Annotated in this window: 16 protein-coding genes; 6 read left to right on the top strand and 10 right to left on the bottom strand. The window is 69.0% G+C overall.

What is annotated here, in order from left to right:
• Positions 1 to 1,642: type I restriction-modification enzyme R subunit C-terminal domain-containing protein (locus RJ05_RS09915; protein ID WP_036535925.1), on the top strand; the 1,642-nt coding region annotated here is incomplete at its 5' end.
• Positions 1,643 to 1,826: 184 nt separating this feature from the next.
• Here RJ05_RS09915 and RJ05_RS09910 read toward each other — a convergent pair.
• From RJ05_RS09910 to argC, 6 genes are read right to left on the bottom strand one after another with little or no spacing between them, the layout of a single operon-like run.
• Entirely contained in the window at positions 1,827 to 2,342 is a 516-nt protein-coding gene (locus tag RJ05_RS09910; protein ID WP_036535915.1) for an arginine repressor, read from the bottom strand.
• A complete protein-coding gene (gene argF, locus RJ05_RS09905; protein ID WP_051016395.1) occupies positions 2,339 to 3,322 on the bottom strand; it encodes an ornithine carbamoyltransferase in 984 nt (327 codons plus the stop codon). The genes RJ05_RS09910 and argF overlap by 4 nt, the downstream gene beginning before the upstream one ends.
• On the bottom strand, positions 3,319 to 4,527 hold the full coding sequence (locus RJ05_RS09900) for an acetylornithine transaminase (protein ID WP_014350395.1): 1,209 nt from the start codon (positions 4,525 to 4,527) through the stop codon (positions 3,319 to 3,321). The genes argF and RJ05_RS09900 overlap by 4 nt, the downstream gene beginning before the upstream one ends.
• Positions 4,524 to 5,450: an acetylglutamate kinase gene (gene argB / locus RJ05_RS09895; protein WP_036535913.1), complete on the bottom strand. Its 927-nt coding sequence runs from the start codon at positions 5,448 to 5,450 to the stop codon at positions 4,524 to 4,526. The genes RJ05_RS09900 and argB overlap by 4 nt, the downstream gene beginning before the upstream one ends.
• Positions 5,447 to 6,664, bottom strand: a complete 1,218-nt coding sequence (gene argJ / locus RJ05_RS09890) for a bifunctional glutamate N-acetyltransferase/amino-acid acetyltransferase ArgJ (protein WP_014350393.1) — start codon at positions 6,662 to 6,664, stop codon at positions 5,447 to 5,449. The genes argB and argJ overlap by 4 nt, the downstream gene beginning before the upstream one ends.
• Positions 6,661 to 7,719 carry an N-acetyl-gamma-glutamyl-phosphate reductase gene (argC, locus tag RJ05_RS09885; protein WP_036535920.1) on the bottom strand — a complete coding sequence of 353 codons (1,059 nt, stop codon included), beginning with the start codon at positions 7,717 to 7,719 and terminating at the stop codon, positions 6,661 to 6,663. Before argC ends, argJ begins: the two co-directional genes overlap by 4 nt.
• 92 nt (positions 7,720 to 7,811) lie before the next feature.
• On the opposite strand from argC, the gene RJ05_RS09880 reads away from it, so the two are divergent.
• Positions 7,812 to 8,012: a hypothetical protein gene (locus tag RJ05_RS09880; RefSeq protein ID WP_138445739.1), complete on the top strand. Its 201-nt coding sequence runs from the start codon at positions 7,812 to 7,814 to the stop codon at positions 8,010 to 8,012.
• Between the two features lie 61 nt (positions 8,013 to 8,073).
• Here RJ05_RS09880 and RJ05_RS09875 read toward each other — a convergent pair whose 3' ends face one another.
• On the bottom strand, positions 8,074 to 9,339 hold the full coding sequence (locus RJ05_RS09875) for a cation:proton antiporter (RefSeq protein ID WP_036535909.1): 1,266 nt from the start codon (positions 9,337 to 9,339) through the stop codon (positions 8,074 to 8,076).
• Positions 9,340 to 9,516: 177 nt separating this feature from the next.
• Between RJ05_RS09875 and RJ05_RS09870 the strand changes: the two genes are divergently transcribed.
• Genes RJ05_RS09870 through RJ05_RS09860 form a run of 3 tightly spaced genes read left to right on the top strand, consistent with a single transcriptional unit; the run spans position 9,517 to position 11,733 of the window.
• Positions 9,517 to 10,080, top strand: coding sequence for a dihydrofolate reductase family protein (locus RJ05_RS09870; RefSeq protein ID WP_228789492.1), 564 nt, complete (start codon positions 9,517 to 9,519; stop codon positions 10,078 to 10,080).
• Positions 10,081 to 10,114: 34 nt separating this feature from the next.
• Entirely contained in the window at positions 10,115 to 10,456 is a 342-nt protein-coding gene (locus RJ05_RS09865; RefSeq protein ID WP_036535907.1) for a YciI family protein, read from the top strand.
• Between the two features lie 2 nt (positions 10,457 to 10,458).
• Positions 10,459 to 11,733, top strand: coding sequence for an RNA polymerase sigma factor (locus RJ05_RS09860; RefSeq protein ID WP_081597259.1), 1,275 nt, complete (start codon positions 10,459 to 10,461; stop codon positions 11,731 to 11,733).
• Positions 11,734 to 11,735: 2 nt separating this feature from the next.
• Here the strand turns inward: RJ05_RS09860 and RJ05_RS09855 are convergent, their stop codons facing one another.
• Positions 11,736 to 12,599: an alpha/beta fold hydrolase gene (locus RJ05_RS09855; protein WP_036535905.1), complete on the bottom strand. Its 864-nt coding sequence runs from the start codon at positions 12,597 to 12,599 to the stop codon at positions 11,736 to 11,738.
• A gap of 115 nt (positions 12,600 to 12,714) precedes the next feature.
• On the bottom strand, positions 12,715 to 13,206 hold the full coding sequence (locus RJ05_RS09850) for a pyridoxamine 5'-phosphate oxidase family protein (RefSeq protein WP_036535903.1): 492 nt from the start codon (positions 13,204 to 13,206) through the stop codon (positions 12,715 to 12,717).
• 62 nt (positions 13,207 to 13,268) lie between these two features.
• Between RJ05_RS09850 and RJ05_RS09845 the strand changes: the two genes are divergently transcribed.
• Positions 13,269 to 14,234 (top strand): helix-turn-helix transcriptional regulator, encoded by a 966-nt coding sequence (locus RJ05_RS09845; RefSeq protein ID WP_036535901.1) that lies wholly within the window; start codon positions 13,269 to 13,271, stop codon positions 14,232 to 14,234.
• 8 nt (positions 14,235 to 14,242) lie between these two features.
• Here the strand turns inward: RJ05_RS09845 and RJ05_RS09840 are convergent.
• A partial coding sequence (locus RJ05_RS09840; RefSeq protein WP_036535899.1) for an FAD-dependent monooxygenase occupies positions 14,243 to 15,001 on the bottom strand: 759 nt, incomplete at its 5' end.

Genomic DNA, 15,001 nt, shown 5'->3' with positions numbered 1-15,001 from the left:
GCTGGTGCTCATGGAACAGGGCGATAGGGTCGCCGACGGCGAACGCATCGGCAAGACGATCATCTTCGCCCGCAACAACCGGCACGCCGAGTTGATCGTGCAGCGGTTCCGGGTGCTCTACCCCGACCTGCCCGGCGATTTCATCGAGATGATCACCCACAGCGTCAGCCACGCACAGAGCCTGATCGACAAGTTCGAAAACCCCGCCAAGGCACCGCATATCGCGGTCTCGGTCGACATGCTCGACACCGGGCTCGATGTCCCCGCGGTCGCGAACCTGGTGTTCGCCAAGGCGGTGCGGACGAGTTCGAAGTATTGGCAGATGATCGGTCGCGGCACCCGGCTGTGCCCGGACCTGTACGCACCGAACCAGGACAAGCAGCGGTTCCTGGTGTTCGACCTGTGCCAGAACATCGAATATTTCAACCAGGACCTGCCCACCGCCGAGGGCCGCACGCAGGCGTCGATGAGTGAAAGGCTGTTCGAAGCCCGCGCGGACCTGCTGCGCGACATCGATAAGCTCCAGCCACCCGGCGAGCGGCCGGCGGAGATCCCGGGCGGGGAGCCTGCCAGCCTTCCAGATGTGCGCTGGCAACTCGCCGAACGGCTGTGGGTGGAAGTGGCAAGCATGAACACCCAGAACATCGAAGTGCGTAAGGAACTGCCCCACGTAGAGAAGTTCGCCGAACGCCGCAACTGGGACATCGTCACACCCGAGGTCCGGATCGAGGTCAGCAACCTGGCCGGGCTGCCCACGCAGTTCAGCGACGACGATCCGAGCCCGGCCGCCAAACGCTTCGACCTGCTCGCACTGCGCTTGCAGCTGGCCCAGCTCACCGGCGACACCACCTTCGACAAGCTCCGGGAGAAGGTCCAGGAGATCGCCTCGGCGCTGCTGAACCCCAGTCTGAACAACATCACCGCCATCCGGCAGCGCCACGAGTTCATCGAGGACGTCGCCGGGGATGCTTGGTGGGACGACGTCACCGTCCCGATGTTGGAGACCATGCGCCGCCGGCTGCGGGGACTGGTCAAGGCGATCCCCCCGAAGGACGCCCAGAACCCGCTCTACACCGACTTCCGGGACGAGCTCGGCGAGGTTTCCGACATCGAGATGACTGTACTGCCGGGCGGCGGCAAAGGTATGGCGCGTTTCGAGTCGAAGGTGCGCACGTACCTGCGCAGCCACGAAGACATGCTCGCCGTGCAGAAGCTGCTGCGCAACAAGCAGATCACCTCTGCCGACCTGGCCGAGCTCGAACAGGTCTTCCTCGACAACGGCTTCGGCACGGCCGAGGACATCGAGCATGCGGCCGCCTCCTACGGCGGCCTCGGGCTGTTCCTGCGCTCGCTGACCGGCCTCGATTCAACCACGGCTACTGACGCCTTCGACGAGTTCCTCACCGGCCGCACGCTGACCGCCAACCAGCTTCACTTCCTCAAGTTGCTCATCGACTACATCACCAAGAACGGTGTTATCGATGTGGGTGCGCTCTACGAGCCGCCGTTCAAATCGGTGGCGCCGACGGGACCGGAGGATATCTTCAGCGAGGAGGAGGTCGACCGGATTGTCGCGGTGGTCAAGCACATTCGCACCACCGCATTGCCAGATGCGGCCGAGCGGCATGCGGCCAGCGGATAGGGCAATGGCAGGTCGCGGCGCGATCTGCAACCAGGTCGGGCAAGTGCTCAATCAGGTCTGTTCACGTACGTTCAGGGCACGCAATGTCAGCCAACAGCCAGTTCAGTTCCATTCGTCAGCGGCGATCACGCTGACAGTTGGTCATGACCTCCCCACAGACGGCCCATCGGATCCCTGGCGATGATCAGGCCAGTCGCTCGATCTCCGCGGCCAGTTCGGCCCCCGTCATCGGTTCCCGCGCAATAACCGCGATGGTGTCATCGCCAGCGATGGTGCCGACGATGTACGGCAGCGAGGCCCGGTCCAGGGCGCTGGCGAGGAAATGCGCTGCGCCGGGTGGGGTGCGGAGGACGGCGAGGTTGCCGCTGGCGTCGGTGGAGACCAACAGGTCGCCGAGGAGTTTGGAGAGGCGGCCGGTGCCGCCGGTGACGCCGCGGACGGGGCTGCCGTCTTCGGGGACGACGTAGACGCCGGCGCCGCCGTCGGCGGCGCGCAGTTTCACCGCGCCGAGTTCGTCGAGGTCACGCGACAGGGTGGCCTGGGTGGTCTCGATGCCTTCGGCGGCGAGCAGGGCGGCGAGTTCGGTTTGGCTGCGCACCGAATGGGCCGACAGCAGGGCGACGATGCGGGACTGGCGGCCGGCCCGGGTCGCGGCGGTGGCCGGACCCGGGGCGCCGGTGTCGGAGCTGGGCACACTCATCGTCGGCCGTTCTGTCTGTCGAGCAGCCACACCAGCAGCGCCTTCTGGGCGTGCAGGCGGTTCTCGGCCTCGTCCCAGACCACGCTCTGCGGGCCGTCGAGCACCTCGTCGGTGATCTCCTCACCGCGATGAGCCGGCAGGCAGTGCAGCACAACGGCATTCGGCTGCGCCTTGGCGAGCAGGCCGGCGTTGATCTGGAAGCGGCGGAACGGGCCGACCCGGTCGAGGCCGTCGTTCTCCTGGCCCATCGACGTCCAGGTGTCGGTGACCAGGGCGTCGGCACCCTCGGCGGCGATGCGCGGATCGTCGGTGAGCGTGATGCTCGCACCGGTCTCGGCGGCGCGGGCCTGCGCGGCCTCGACGACCCACGGCAGCGGCGCGAAACCCTCCGGCGCGGCGATGGTGACGTGCAGGCCCGCGGTGACACCGCCGAGCAGCAGCGAATGCGCCATATTGTTGGCGCCGTCGCCGAAGTAGGCGAGCTTGCGTCCGGGCAGCGGGCCGAGGTGCTCGGTGAGGGTGAGCAGATCGGCGAGCACCTGGCACGGATGGAACTCGTCCGACAGCGCGTTCACCACGGGAACCGTTGCGGTGGCGGCCATCTCGTCGAGCCGAGTCTGTTCGAAGGTGCGCCAGACGATGGCGTCGACATAACGCGAGAGCACCCGCCCGGTATCGCCGAGGGTTTCCTCGCGGCCCAGCTGGGTGTCACGTCCATCGACGACGACGGCGTGCCCGCCGAGCTGGGCGATCCCCAACTCGAAGGAGAACCGGGTGCGGGTGGAGTTCTTCTCGAAGATCACCCCGACCCCGCGCGGACCCTCCAGCGGACGCCGCGCGAACGGCGCGCCCTTGAGTTCGGCGGCCAGCGCCAGCACCTCGGCCTGCTCCGATGGCGTCAAGTCGTCGTCGCGCAGGAAATGCCGCACGGCGGTGGCCGGGGTCGAGCCGTTCACGGGGGTGGAATCGGACAGCGTCATGCGGAGGCTCCCTTCGCGTCGGCTGCGGCGAGATCGAGGATCTCGGGCAGATCGGCGACGAAGTTGTCGGATTGGGTTTCGGCGAGCACCAGCGGCGGCGCCAACCGGATGACGTTCGGCTTGGCCGGATTCACCAGGTAGCCGGCCTCCCGCGCGCGTGCTTCCACCTGCGGCGCCACCTCGTCGGTGAGGACGATGCCGATCAGCAGCCCGGCGCCGCGCACGTGATCGATCAGCGGATGCTCGAGCAGCGCGATGCCGTCGCTGAGCCGCTTGCCCAGCGATTCCACATGAGCCAGCAGGCCCTGCTCGTCGATGGTGCGCAGCACCGCGAGCGCCGCCGCCGCGCAGACCGGGTTGCCGCCGAAGGTCGTGCCGTGCAGCCCGGGGGTGAGCAGTTCGGCGGCCTTACCGGTGGCCAGGACAGCACCGATCGGCAGACCACCGCCGAGGCCCTTGGCCAGGGTGATCACATCGGGGACGATGCCGAAGGCCTGGTGGGCGTAGAACTTTCCGGTGCGTCCGATGCCGGTCTGCACCTCGTCCAGGATCAGCAGGGCACCGTGCTTCGCGGTGATCTCGCGGGCCCGCACCAGGTAGTCCAGCGGGGGCACCACGACACCGCTCTCCCCCATCATCGGCTCGAGGAAGACCGCTGCGGTGTCGGCGTCGACCACCCGCTCGAGCGCGGCGGCGTCACCGTAGGGCACGTGCACCACGCCGGGCGGCATCGGTTCGAACGGCGCCCGCTTGGACGGCTGCCCGGTGAGCGCGAGCGCGCCCATGGTGCGGCCGTGGAAGGCTTCGTCGCAGGCGATGATCTTGCGCCGGCCGGTGAGCCGGGCGATCTTGAACGCGGCCTCGTTGGCCTCGGTGCCGGAGTTGCAGAAAAACGCTTTGCTGTCGCCGGTGCGGCCGTCGCCGAAGTGGTCGAGCAGCCGTTCGGCCAGTTCGATCACCGGCTCGTTGCCGTAGATGTTGGAGACGTGCCCGAGCGTGCCGAGCTGGTGGGTGACCGCCTCCAGGATCGCCGGATGGGCGTGGCCGAGACTGTTGACGGCGATGCCGCCGAGGAAGTCGACGTAGCGTTTGCCGTCGGCGTCGTAGACCACCGCGCCGGCACCGCGCACCAGCACGATGTCGGGGGTCTTGTAGTTGTGCATCAGCGCGGCCGACCACCGCTGCTGAAGTTCCGCTGTGCTCATGCTCCGGCTCCGTTTTCGTTCGTCTGCCCGGGCGGCGCGGGGGTGACCATGGTCCCGATGCCCTCACCGGTGAACAGTTCCAGTAGCACCGAATGCGGTACGCGCCCGTCGATGACGTGCGCGCTGGGCACCCCGCCGCGGACCGCACGCAGGCAGGCTTCCATCTTGGGCACCATGCCCGCATCCAGGCGCGGGAGCAACTCGGCCAGGGCGTCGGCGTCGATGGCCGAGGTCAGCGACGAGCGGTCCGGCCAGTCGGTGTAGAGGCCCTCGACATCGGTGAGGACCACCAGCTTCTCCGCGCCGATCCCTTCGGCCAGCGCGGCCGCGGCGGTGTCGGCGTTGATGTTGTGCACGATGCCGTCGGCGTCGGGGGCGATGGTGGACACCACCGGGATGCGGCCCGCGCCGATGAGATCGAGCACCGCGGCCGGGTTCACCTCGGTGACGTCGCCGACCAGGCCGATGTCGGTGGCCTCGCCGTCGACGTCGACGGTGCGGCGGGTGGCGGTGAACAGGTGCGCGTCCTCGCCGGAGATGCCTACCGCGTACGGGCCGTGCGCGTTGATCAGCCCGACCAGCTCACGCCCGACCTGGCCGAACAACACCATCCGGACCACGTCCATGATCTCGGGGGTGGTGACGCGGAACCCGCCGCGGAACTCACCGGTGAGCCCGAGCCGCTTCAGCATGGCGTTGATCTGCGGACCACCGCCGTGCACCACCACCGGGTGCACGCCGACGGTGCGCAGGAACGCCATGTCGGCGGCGAAATCGCGCTTGAGCCGGTCGTCGATCATGGCGTTGCCGCCGTACTTCACCACCACGATCTTGTCGTGGAACTTTTGCAACCACGGCAGCGCGCCGGCGAGGACGTGGGCCTTGTCCAGCGCCGAGAGGCTGTGCAGGATGTCGCCGGTCATGAGCTGTAGGCCGAATTCTCTTCGACGTAGCCGTGCGAGAGGTCGGTGGTGCGGATGCTCGCGGTGCCCTCGCCGAGCCGCAGGTCGATGAGCACCTCGATATCGGCGCCGGACAGGTCGATCTCGCGCGCTCCCGGTGCGCCCATGCCGTCCACGCACACCGGCTGCCTGTTGAACGACACCGAGATCACGTTCGGGTCCAAGGTGATCGGGGCGATGCCGACGGCGGCGAGCACCCGTCCCCAGTTCGGGTCCGAGCCGAACAGCGCGGTCTTGACCAGGCTGTCGCGGGCCACCGCGCGGGCGGCGATCAACGCCTCGTCCTCGGTGACGGCGCCGGTGACGGTGACGACCACCCGCTTGGTAACACCCTCCGCGTCGGCCATCAGCTGGGCGGCCAGATCGTCACAGACCGCGAGCACGGCGGCGTCGAGTTCGTCCTGGGTGGGGGTGACCTCGCTGGCGCCGTTGGCCAGCAGCAGCACGGTGTCGTTGGTGGAGCAGGACCCGTCCACGTCGAGCCGGTCGAAGGTGAGGCGGGTGGCCTTGCGCAGCGCCTGATCCAGCTGTTCGGCGGTGGCGTGGGCGTCGGTGGTGAGCACTACCAGCATGGTGGCCAGCGACGGGGCGAGCATGCCGGCACCCTTGGCCATGCCGCCGACGTTCCACTTGTTCTTGTGATGGAACGACGCCTCTTTCGGCACCGTGTCGGTGGTCATGATGGCGTAGGCGGCGTCGGTGCCGCCGGACATGCCGCCGCCCATTTCGTGCACGATCTCGGTGACGGCCGGAATGAGCTTGTCCATCGGCAGCCGGTCACCGATCAGTCCGGTCGAGCAGACCGCGATCTCGCCCGCGCCGGTCTCGGTGCCCCAATTGCTCAGCGCGGTGGCCAATTCCTCGGCGGTGCGGTGGGCGTCCTGGAAGCCACCGGGCCCGGTGCAGGCGTTGGCGCCACCGGAATTGAGGATGACCGCGCGCAGCGCACCGGACTTCAGCACCTGCTGCGACCACAGCACCGGCGCGGCCTTCACTTTGTTGCGGGTGAACACGCCGGCCGCGGCGTATTCGGGTCCCTCGTTGAACACCAGCGCCAGATCGGGATTGCCGTTGGCCTTGATCCCGGCGGCGATCCCCGCGGCGCGGAAACCGAGCGGCGCGGTCACACCCTGGGTGCGGATCAGCTTGCCGTCGGCGGTGTCGGTTGTCGTCACGGTGCCACTCCTACGGTGGAAAGTCCTGCGGTCTCCTCGATCCCGAGGGCCAGATTCATCGATTGCACCGCGGCGCCCGCGGTGCCCTTGGTCAGGTTGTCGACCGCGCCGATCACCACGAGCAGGCCCGCGGCCTCGTCGACGGCGACCTGAAGGGCGACGGCGTTGGAGCCGAGCACCGCACCGGTCTGCGGCAGCACGCCTTCGGGCAGCAGATGCACGAAAGGCTCGTCGGCGTAGGCCTTCTCGTAGACGGCGCGGGCCTCGGCGGCGTCCACCTTCACCGGTGCGGTGCAGGTGGCGAGGATGCCGCGCGGCATGGGCGCGAGGACCGGGGTGAAGGAGACGCTGACGTCGGTGCCGCCGGCCGCGCTGAGATTCTGCGCGATCTCCGGGGTGTGCCGGTGGGCGCCGGCGATGTTGTAGGCGCGCACCGAACCCATGACCTCCGAGCCGAGCAGCCCGACGTCGAGTTTGCGGCCTGCGCCGGAGGTGCCGCTCACCGCGACCACGTTCACCGCCGGCTCGATGATCCCGGCCGCGATCGCGGGGGCCAGCGCCAGGCTGGCGACGGTCGGATAGCAGCCGGGGACGGCGATCCTGGTGGCGCCGCGCAGCCGCTCACGGCCGCCGGGCAGTTCCGGCAGACCGTAGGGCCAGCTGCCCGCGTGCGGGCTGCCGTAGTACTTCTCCCACGCGGCGGCGTCGGTGAGCCGGAAGTCGGCACCGCAGTCGATGATGACCGTGGAGTCCGGCAGCTGTTCGGCGAGCGCGGCGGACTGCCCGTGCGGCAGGCCGAGGAAGACGACGTCGTGGCCGGCCAGTTCCTCGACGGTGGTGGGCGCGAGCACCCGGTCCGCGAGCGGCAGTAGATGCGGCTGGAGCGCGCCCAGCCGGGTGCCGGCATTGGATCCCGCGGTCAGCGCCCCGATGACGAGGCGCCCGGTTCGGTACTCCGGATGACCGAGCAGCAGGCGCAAGACCTCGCCGCCCGCGTATCCGCTGGCACCAGCAACCGCGACCCGCACGACGGGCCCGTCCGAGGAATCAACCATGTGATGATTATGCACGACCATGCAAGCTCATTCACGGGCAGTCCGGGAATTTCCCCCCTCCACAGTACCCGCGAATGCGCTAGGCTTAGAACATGCGTTCGAATCGCGTGTTCGACGATCGGCTGAAAGCCCTGGACAGAGCCACCGATGGTCTCCTCGCGCTCGACCTCACCCAGGCCTCCGACACCGACTTGGCCGAACTCCAGCAGCGGGTGGAATCGCGGACGCGGAATCTGGCGGGGTTCGTCGCCCGGGTGGTGGCTCATCGTCAGCCGGGTGACCGCGCGGAGTAGGCGTCTCGCCGCCGCATCCTCCTCGCCGCGCCTGGTCACTCTGTCGCGCCCGGCGCCCGGTCTACGGCGCCTCGCCGCGGCCGGTCACTTCATCGCGCCTGGACTCCGCGTCCCGCGGTACCTCGTCGCCACGGGCACCCACCCACCGCGCCAGCAAGGGGAACAGCAGTACCGTCGTCGCGCCGGCCGCGACCATGGTGGATGCCAACCCCTGCTCCATCAGCCCCGTGCTCGTCGCGACCTGGGTGACGGCGACGATGATCGGCAACCCGGTGGCGGCGTAGAGGGCCAGCTGCACGCGCTCCCGGGATGTGGCGAGGTTGGCGCCGTGCTGGACGAAACGCTCACTGAACCACACCGGCACCCCGCGGGCCACCGCGATCGACAGCACGAACAAGGCCCAGGTGACCGGTTCGTCGGCGACCGCGGCGACATCGATCCCCATGCCGGAGACGACGAAGAAGATCGGGATGAGCACGCCGTAACCGATGGTCTCCAGCGAGGAACCGATCTCCGGGCGTTCACCGCCGACCAGTTTGCGCAGGATGATGCCCGCGGCGAACGCGCCGAGCACCACATCGAGCCCGAACTCCTCCGCCAGCGTCATCAGCACCAGCAGCAGCAGGAACACCACCCGCACCGGCAGTTGAGCGGTCCCGGCCGACAGCTCGGTCAGCAGACGCCCGACGGCGGGCACGCGGTCGAGGATGTGCTGGTGCATCAGGCCGATCAGCGCGGCCGCGATCGCGAACAACACCAGCACCACGATCGCGGCGCCGACATTGCGGCTGGTCAGCAGGATCGACATGGCCACAACGGGGCCGAGTTCGCCGACGGCGCCGTGGGCGAGCACCGCCCGGCCGAGACCGGTGTCGAGGATGCCGCGCGCCTTGATGATCGGCAGCAGGGTGCCGAGCGCGGTCGAGGTCATCGCGATGGCCACCGCGGCGACGGCGGTGAACTTGACGTCGCCGGCGACCAGCGCGACGAACAGCATCGCCATGAGCAGGCACGCGACCCAGGTGAACCAGGCCGTGCGCCCGGACTTTCCGCCGAGCAGCCGCGGATCGAGTTCGTAGCCCGCCAGCAGGAACAGCATGCCGAGCCCGAGTTCGCTGAGCAGATCGACGCCGCCGCCGGTATCGGCCAGGCCGAGCGCGTGCGGGCCGAGCAGCACCCCGAACAGCAGCAGGATCACCACATCCGGCACGAACCCGCGCAGCAGGCGCGCGACGAGCGGCGCCACCACGGCCGCGGACGCGATCCAGAACAGCGACACGATCGGTGACGGGCTCGCGGTCTCGACTGCCTCGGCCAGGTGCACCATCGGGTCATCGTGGCACGGCTGAGCGGCCGCTCACGGGTACGACACCGCGAGATATCGGCCGCCCGCACCGCTCGCGGTCTCGGTCGCGAAGTTTTTTCTCCGCACTGTCGATCCGGGGGCACGCCGTTCGTGTAGGTGATGAGACCGTGCATCGGCCGGTCCGGAAAGGAGCCGGAAATGAGCAAGATCATCGCCGTCGTCTGCGTGACCTTGGACGGAGTCATGCAGGCACCGGGACGCCCGCAGGAGGATCCGAGCGACGGGTTCGCCCACGGCGGCTGGGCATACCGCTTCGGTGACGAGGTGCAGGCCCGCGTGATGGCCGAGCACATGTCCGCGCATCGGGGCGCCTTACTGCTCGGGCGCCGCACCTACCTGGATTTCGCCGGATACTGGCCGCACCAATCCGGCAATCCGTTCACCGAGGTATTGACCAAGACCGACAAGTACGTCGCGTCGTCCACCTTGACCGAGCCCCTGCCCTGGCAGAACTCGATCCTGCTCGACGGCGACGCGGTCCAGGCGGTCCCCCGGTTGCAGCAGCAGCGTCCCGACCTGGATCTGGTGGTGCTCGGCAGCGGCAATCTCCTGCAATCGCTGATGGCGCACGGTCTGGTCGACGAGTATCTGCTGCAGATCCATCCACTGGTGCTCGGGAGCGGGCGGCGGCTGTCGACGGACGGACCACGCTCGGCGACCTCCACCTGGTCGACTGCGTTCCCACCACGACCGGGGTGCTGATCGCGACCTACCGCACCACCGAGAGGAGCTGACGATGCCGCACTACCTGCTGGGGATCTACCAACCCGATACCGACGAGGTGCCCGGCAATCTCGACGAGATCATGCGCGACCTCGAGGCCCTCAACGACGAGATCCGGGCCGCGGGGGCGTGGGTCTTCGCGGCCGGGCTGCACGCGCCCAGCGCCTCGACGGTGGTGCGGGCGCAGGGGTCCGACACGCTGATCACCGACGGGCCGTACATCGAGGCCAAGGAGCACATCGGCGGATTCACCATCATCGAGGTGGCCGATCTGGACGAGGCGCTGCGGTGGGCGGGCCGGCTGGCCGCGGTGGTGACCTTGCCGATCGAGGTGCGACCGCTGGCCGAGGGGTAGCGGTGCGTTCCGGCGAGCTTCACGACGACGACCGTGCGGCACCGCAGGTGACCGATGGGCAGATCCGGGAGGTGTTCCGCGACAACTACGGCCGTGCGGTGGCCTCGCTGATCCGCGTCTTCGGCGATATCGGCCTCGCCGAGGACGCGGTGCAGGATGCGTTCACCGCGGCGGTGGCGCGCTGGCCGGAGGACGGGCTGCCGCCGAGCCCGCCCGGCTGGATCATCACCACGGCCCGCAACCGGGCGATCGACCGGCTGCGCCGCGACGCCTCCCGCGCCGACCGGCACGCCCAGGCCGCGCTGCTGCATGCCCGTGACGAGCCGGCGCCACCGGAGCCGGTGCCCGACGACCGGCTGCGGCTGATCTTCACCTGCTGTCATCCGGCGCTGGCGATGAACGCGCGGGTGGCCTTGACCTTGCGGCTGCTCGGTGGGTTGAGCACCGCCCAGATCGCGCGTGCGTTCCTGGTGCCGGAGCCCACCATGGCGCAGCGAATCGTGCGGGCCAAGAGCAAGATTAGCGATGCCCACATCCCCTACCGGGTGCCAGGCACCGACGAGTTACCGCGGCGGGTGACCTCGGTACTCGCGGTGATCTATCTGATCTTCACCGAGGGCCACACCGCCACCGGCAGTGCGGAATTGGTGCGCGCCGAGTTGTGCGCGGAAGCGATACGGCTGGGCCGTGTGCTGCGCGAATTACTGCCGGACGAGCCGGAAGTGCTCGGTCTGCTTGCGCTCATGCTGCTCACCGAGGCCCGCCGCCCGGCCCGCACCGACGCCGACGGCACACCGATCGCCCTGGCCGAGCAGGATCGCCGCCGCTGGGATCGCGCGCTCATCGCCGAGGGACACGCGCTGGTCCGGGAATGCCTGCGCCGCAACACGCCAGGGCCCTATCAGATCCAAGCCGCCATCCACGCCGTGCACACTGATGCCGCCACCGCCGACGCCACCGATTGGGCGCAGATCGTGCAGCTCTACGACCAGCTGATGACGATCGCGCCGAGCCCGGTCGTCGCGCTCAATCGGGCGGTGGCCGTCGCCGAAACCGACGGCCCGGCCACCGCACTGGCGCTCATCGAGGATCTGCCGCTCGCGGACTACCACCTCTTCCACGCCGTCCGCGCGGACCTGCTGCGTCGCGTCGGCAGCACCGCCGACGCGCACACCGCCTACGACGACGCCATCCGCCACACGACCAACGAGGCCGAACGGCGCTATCTGATCCGCCGCCGCGACGAGCTGTCCCCGCGGTGTGATCCGGGCCGGTGAGGTTACTCGGGTGCCGCGCCGACGTGCTTGCGGAGAAACGCCTCGAGTGGAGTGAGCACGGCCTGCGGATCGTCGACGAACGGCCAGTGCCCGAGACCTTCCAGGATGTGGATCTCGGCGTCGGGGAAGAAGGTTCGCTGCTGGGCGGCGAAGCGCACCGGAATGTAGGGGTCGCCGTCGCCCCAGATCACGCAGACCGGCAGGCCTTCGGCCGAGAGCCCGGAGTCCTTCTCCGGGAACGCGCTGCTGGGGTCGCGCGAATTGCGGTAGAGCCGCAGCACGGCCCGCTTGTGCGCCCAATCGGAGTAGCGGGCCACCCGCTCGACGTAGCTGCGCGGGATGGGGCGGGGATTGTCGCGGCTGAGCGCGATCCGCATGGCGCGTGGGCTGCTCATCAGCTGGAACAGTTCACCGAGGACGGGTGTCTGCCAGATCTTGGCGTATCGATGCCAGCGGTAGCCGTCGAGGACACCGCAGTTGATCAGCGACAGGCTCGCCAGTTTCTCGGGATGGTCCAGCATCCACCGCATACCCCACGGGCCGCCGAAATCGTGCAGCACCAGATGCACTCGATCCACACCCAACTGGTCGAGCAGCAGGCCGAGGAACCGGGCATGCCCGACCACGCTGTGCTCGAACGATCGCGGACGTTCGGACTGCCCGAAGCCCGGCATGTCCATGGCGATCACCCGGGCGAACCGGGCGATCGCGGGAGCCAGTTCGGCCCAGTCGTCCATGGGTCCGGGGTTGCCGTGCACGAACACCACGGCTTCCCCGCTCCCGCCTGGATCGCTGTCGTAGACGGCGCAGTCCACACCGTCGACCGTGTGATGGGTGACCTCGAGTACCGCTGTGGTGTCAGTCAAGTGCGCAGCTTCCTTGATCGTTGCCCCCGCCAGCTGCGATGCCACTGGCTACGCGGCGAATCCTACGCCGACGCGCGCCGGCGGGCCGGGGCTTCGACCGAACAGGGTGTGGCACTCAGTCCTTGTGCACGACGCGCTCCCCCTCGCCCGGCTTCCAGATGGTGATCTCGAGGCGATCGTCGACGACCTCGACCGACGACGCGGTCGTGAGATCGGCGACGAAGAAGTGATCGAACTCCTGATCACGGAGGTCGAAACCGCTGTCGTCGAACAGCTTCTGCGCGAACCGGGCGTGCACTGTGCGGTCGGTGATATCGGTGACGCGGCCGAAGAGTTTGGCATCGCCGTCGGAGACATTGGTGTCGACGGTGGCGGTGTGCAGGCAGAACCGCGGATCGCGGGCCAGGTCCTTGAACTTCGTGGTGTTCGGCATGCCCACGATCACCAACTGGTCCTCGAAGATCATCGGCTCGACCGGGCTGATCCGCGGGAACCCGTCGGAGCGGAGCGTGCCGAGCATGCAGAGGTTGCCGGTGGCTTTGTGCCGGCGCAAGAAGATCGTGGAGATCCGTGGCGCTTCTTCGGTGAACTGGCTCCAAGTGGTCATATCCCGACGGTACGAGCTATTGCTGACATCTTCTGTCAGGGTTTGCCGTTAGTCTTTGGGGTGTGCGGGCGAGTCGGTTGGTGCAGTTGCTGTTGCTGCTGCAGACGCGGGGCCGGTCCACGGCGGCGCAGCTGGCCGCTGAACTGGAGGTCTCGGTGCGCACGGTGTACCGCGATATCGAGGCGCTGTCGGCCGCGGGGGTGCCGGTGTACACCGAGCCCGGACGGGCGGGCGGGGTCGAGCTGGTCGACGGCTATCGGACCAGACTCACCGGCCTGACCAGCGACGAAGCCGACGCAGTACTGCTCGCCGGGCTGCCGGGCGCCGCGGCCGATCTCGGGTTGGGCACGGTGCTGGCGACCGCGCAGCTCAAGGTGCTCGCCGCGCTGCCGCCGGAACTGCGCGGGCGCGCCACCCGCATCGCCGACCGCGTGCACATCGACGCCCCCGGCTGGTTCCACCGGCCCGAGGAAACGCCCACCCTCGCCACCGTGGCCGACGCGCTCTGGCACGACCGCAGGCTGGCGGTGCGGTATGCCCGCAAGGACCGCACCGTCGACCGCACGCTGGATCCGCTCGGGCTCGTGCTGAAGGCGGGCACCTGGTATCTGGTGGCCCGCGACGGCGATGCGGTGCGGTCCTATCGCGTCGGACGCATCGCGTCGGCCACACCGAACGGCGAAACCTTCGACCGCCCGGCCGATTTCGATCTCGCCGCGCATTGGGCCGATTCGGCCGACGAGTTCGCCCGGTCGATGCTGCGGGTTCGCGCCCGCTGCCGGATCGCGAATACCCACCTGAGCCTGCTGCGCTTGATGAACGATCCCGCCGTCGTCGCCGAGGCCATGGCGTCGGCAGGTCCACCCGACGCGGACGGCTGGGTGGAGCTGACGGTGCCGTCCGAATCCTGGGACGTGCTGGTCACCGGGCTGCTCCCGCTCGGGGAATTCGCCGAGGTGCTCGAACCGCCGCAGTTGCGGGCTCGGTTCGCCGCAACGGCTGCCGGGATGCACGCGCTGTACGGGTAGTCACCGCCTCACGCCGGCGGTTGCCAGGTGAGCGCGGGCGCGAACGAACCGAGCATCGCGCGTCCGGGAGTCAGCCGCAGGACCGTGTCGCGGAGAAGCACCGTCGGTGCCGAGGACAGCTGGGCGAGGACGCCGATGCGGTGCGAGCGGCGCGCGATGTCCTGGGTGCGTGGACGACGGACCCGGTCGTATTCCGCCAAAGCCGCAGGCACGGAATCGATCCGGTCGAGCAGCGCCGCCAGAGTGACGGCGTCCTCGAGGCCCTGGTTGGCGCCCTGCCCCATATTCGGCGTCATGGCGTGTGCCGCGTCGCCGAGCAGCGCGATGCGGCCGAGGACATAGCTCGACAGCGGGGGCAGTTCGTAGATGTCGTGGCGCAGCACCGCCGCCGGGTCGACGGCATCCAGCAGTGCGGGGATCGGGTCGTGCCAGGTGCCGAAACGCCGTCGCACTTCGGCATATTCGCCGTCGGGGCCACGCAGCCCGGGGGCCGAATCGGCGACGCCGAACATGTAGACCCGGTCGTCGGGCAGGGCGATGACGCCGAATCGTTCACCGCGGCCCCAGGTCTGGCCGCCGTCGTGCAGGGCGGGCACCGGATGCGCGGTGATCATCCGCCAGGCGGTGTAGCCGGCGTAGCGGGGTGCAGGCGCGCCGGAAAACACCGCGTGCCGAACCGCGCTGTGAATCCCGTCGGCCCCGACGACGAGATCGCCGGTGGCAACGCCTCCGCTGTAAGCCACCTCGACGCCGCCGTCGAGATCGTC

The organism is Nocardia cyriacigeorgica NBRC 100375 (genome assembly GCF_000308555.1).
GTDB classification, from domain to species: Bacteria; Actinomycetota; Actinomycetes; order Mycobacteriales; family Mycobacteriaceae; genus Nocardia; species Nocardia cyriacigeorgica.
Note: the sequence above shows the minus strand (reverse complement) of the source record. Positions and strands in the feature narration are given on the sequence as shown.

Coding starts and splice junctions, on each gene's coding strand:
- RJ05_RS09870 (WP_228789492.1), top strand. CDS start 9,517: ATGAGCAAGATCATCGCCGTCGTCTGCGTGACCTTGGACGGAGTCATG.
- argB (WP_036535913.1), bottom strand. CDS start 5,450: ATGACCGGCGACATCCTGCACAGCCTCTCGGCGCTGGACAAGGCCCAC.
- RJ05_RS09865 (WP_036535907.1), top strand. CDS start 10,115: ATGCCGCACTACCTGCTGGGGATCTACCAACCCGATACCGACGAGGTG.
- argC (WP_036535920.1), bottom strand. CDS start 7,719: ATGGTTGATTCCTCGGACGGGCCCGTCGTGCGGGTCGCGGTTGCTGGT.
- argF (WP_051016395.1), bottom strand. CDS start 3,322: ATGACGCTGTCCGATTCCACCCCCGTGAACGGCTCGACCCCGGCCACC.
- RJ05_RS09900 (WP_014350395.1), bottom strand. CDS start 4,527: ATGAGCACAGCGGAACTTCAGCAGCGGTGGTCGGCCGCGCTGATGCAC.
- RJ05_RS09910 (WP_036535915.1), bottom strand. CDS start 2,342: ATGAGTGTGCCCAGCTCCGACACCGGCGCCCCGGGTCCGGCCACCGCC.
- RJ05_RS09875 (WP_036535909.1), bottom strand. CDS start 9,339: ATGGTGCACCTGGCCGAGGCAGTCGAGACCGCGAGCCCGTCACCGATC.
- RJ05_RS09850 (WP_036535903.1), bottom strand. CDS start 13,206: ATGACCACTTGGAGCCAGTTCACCGAAGAAGCGCCACGGATCTCCACG.
- RJ05_RS09880 (WP_138445739.1), top strand. CDS start 7,812: ATGCGTTCGAATCGCGTGTTCGACGATCGGCTGAAAGCCCTGGACAGA.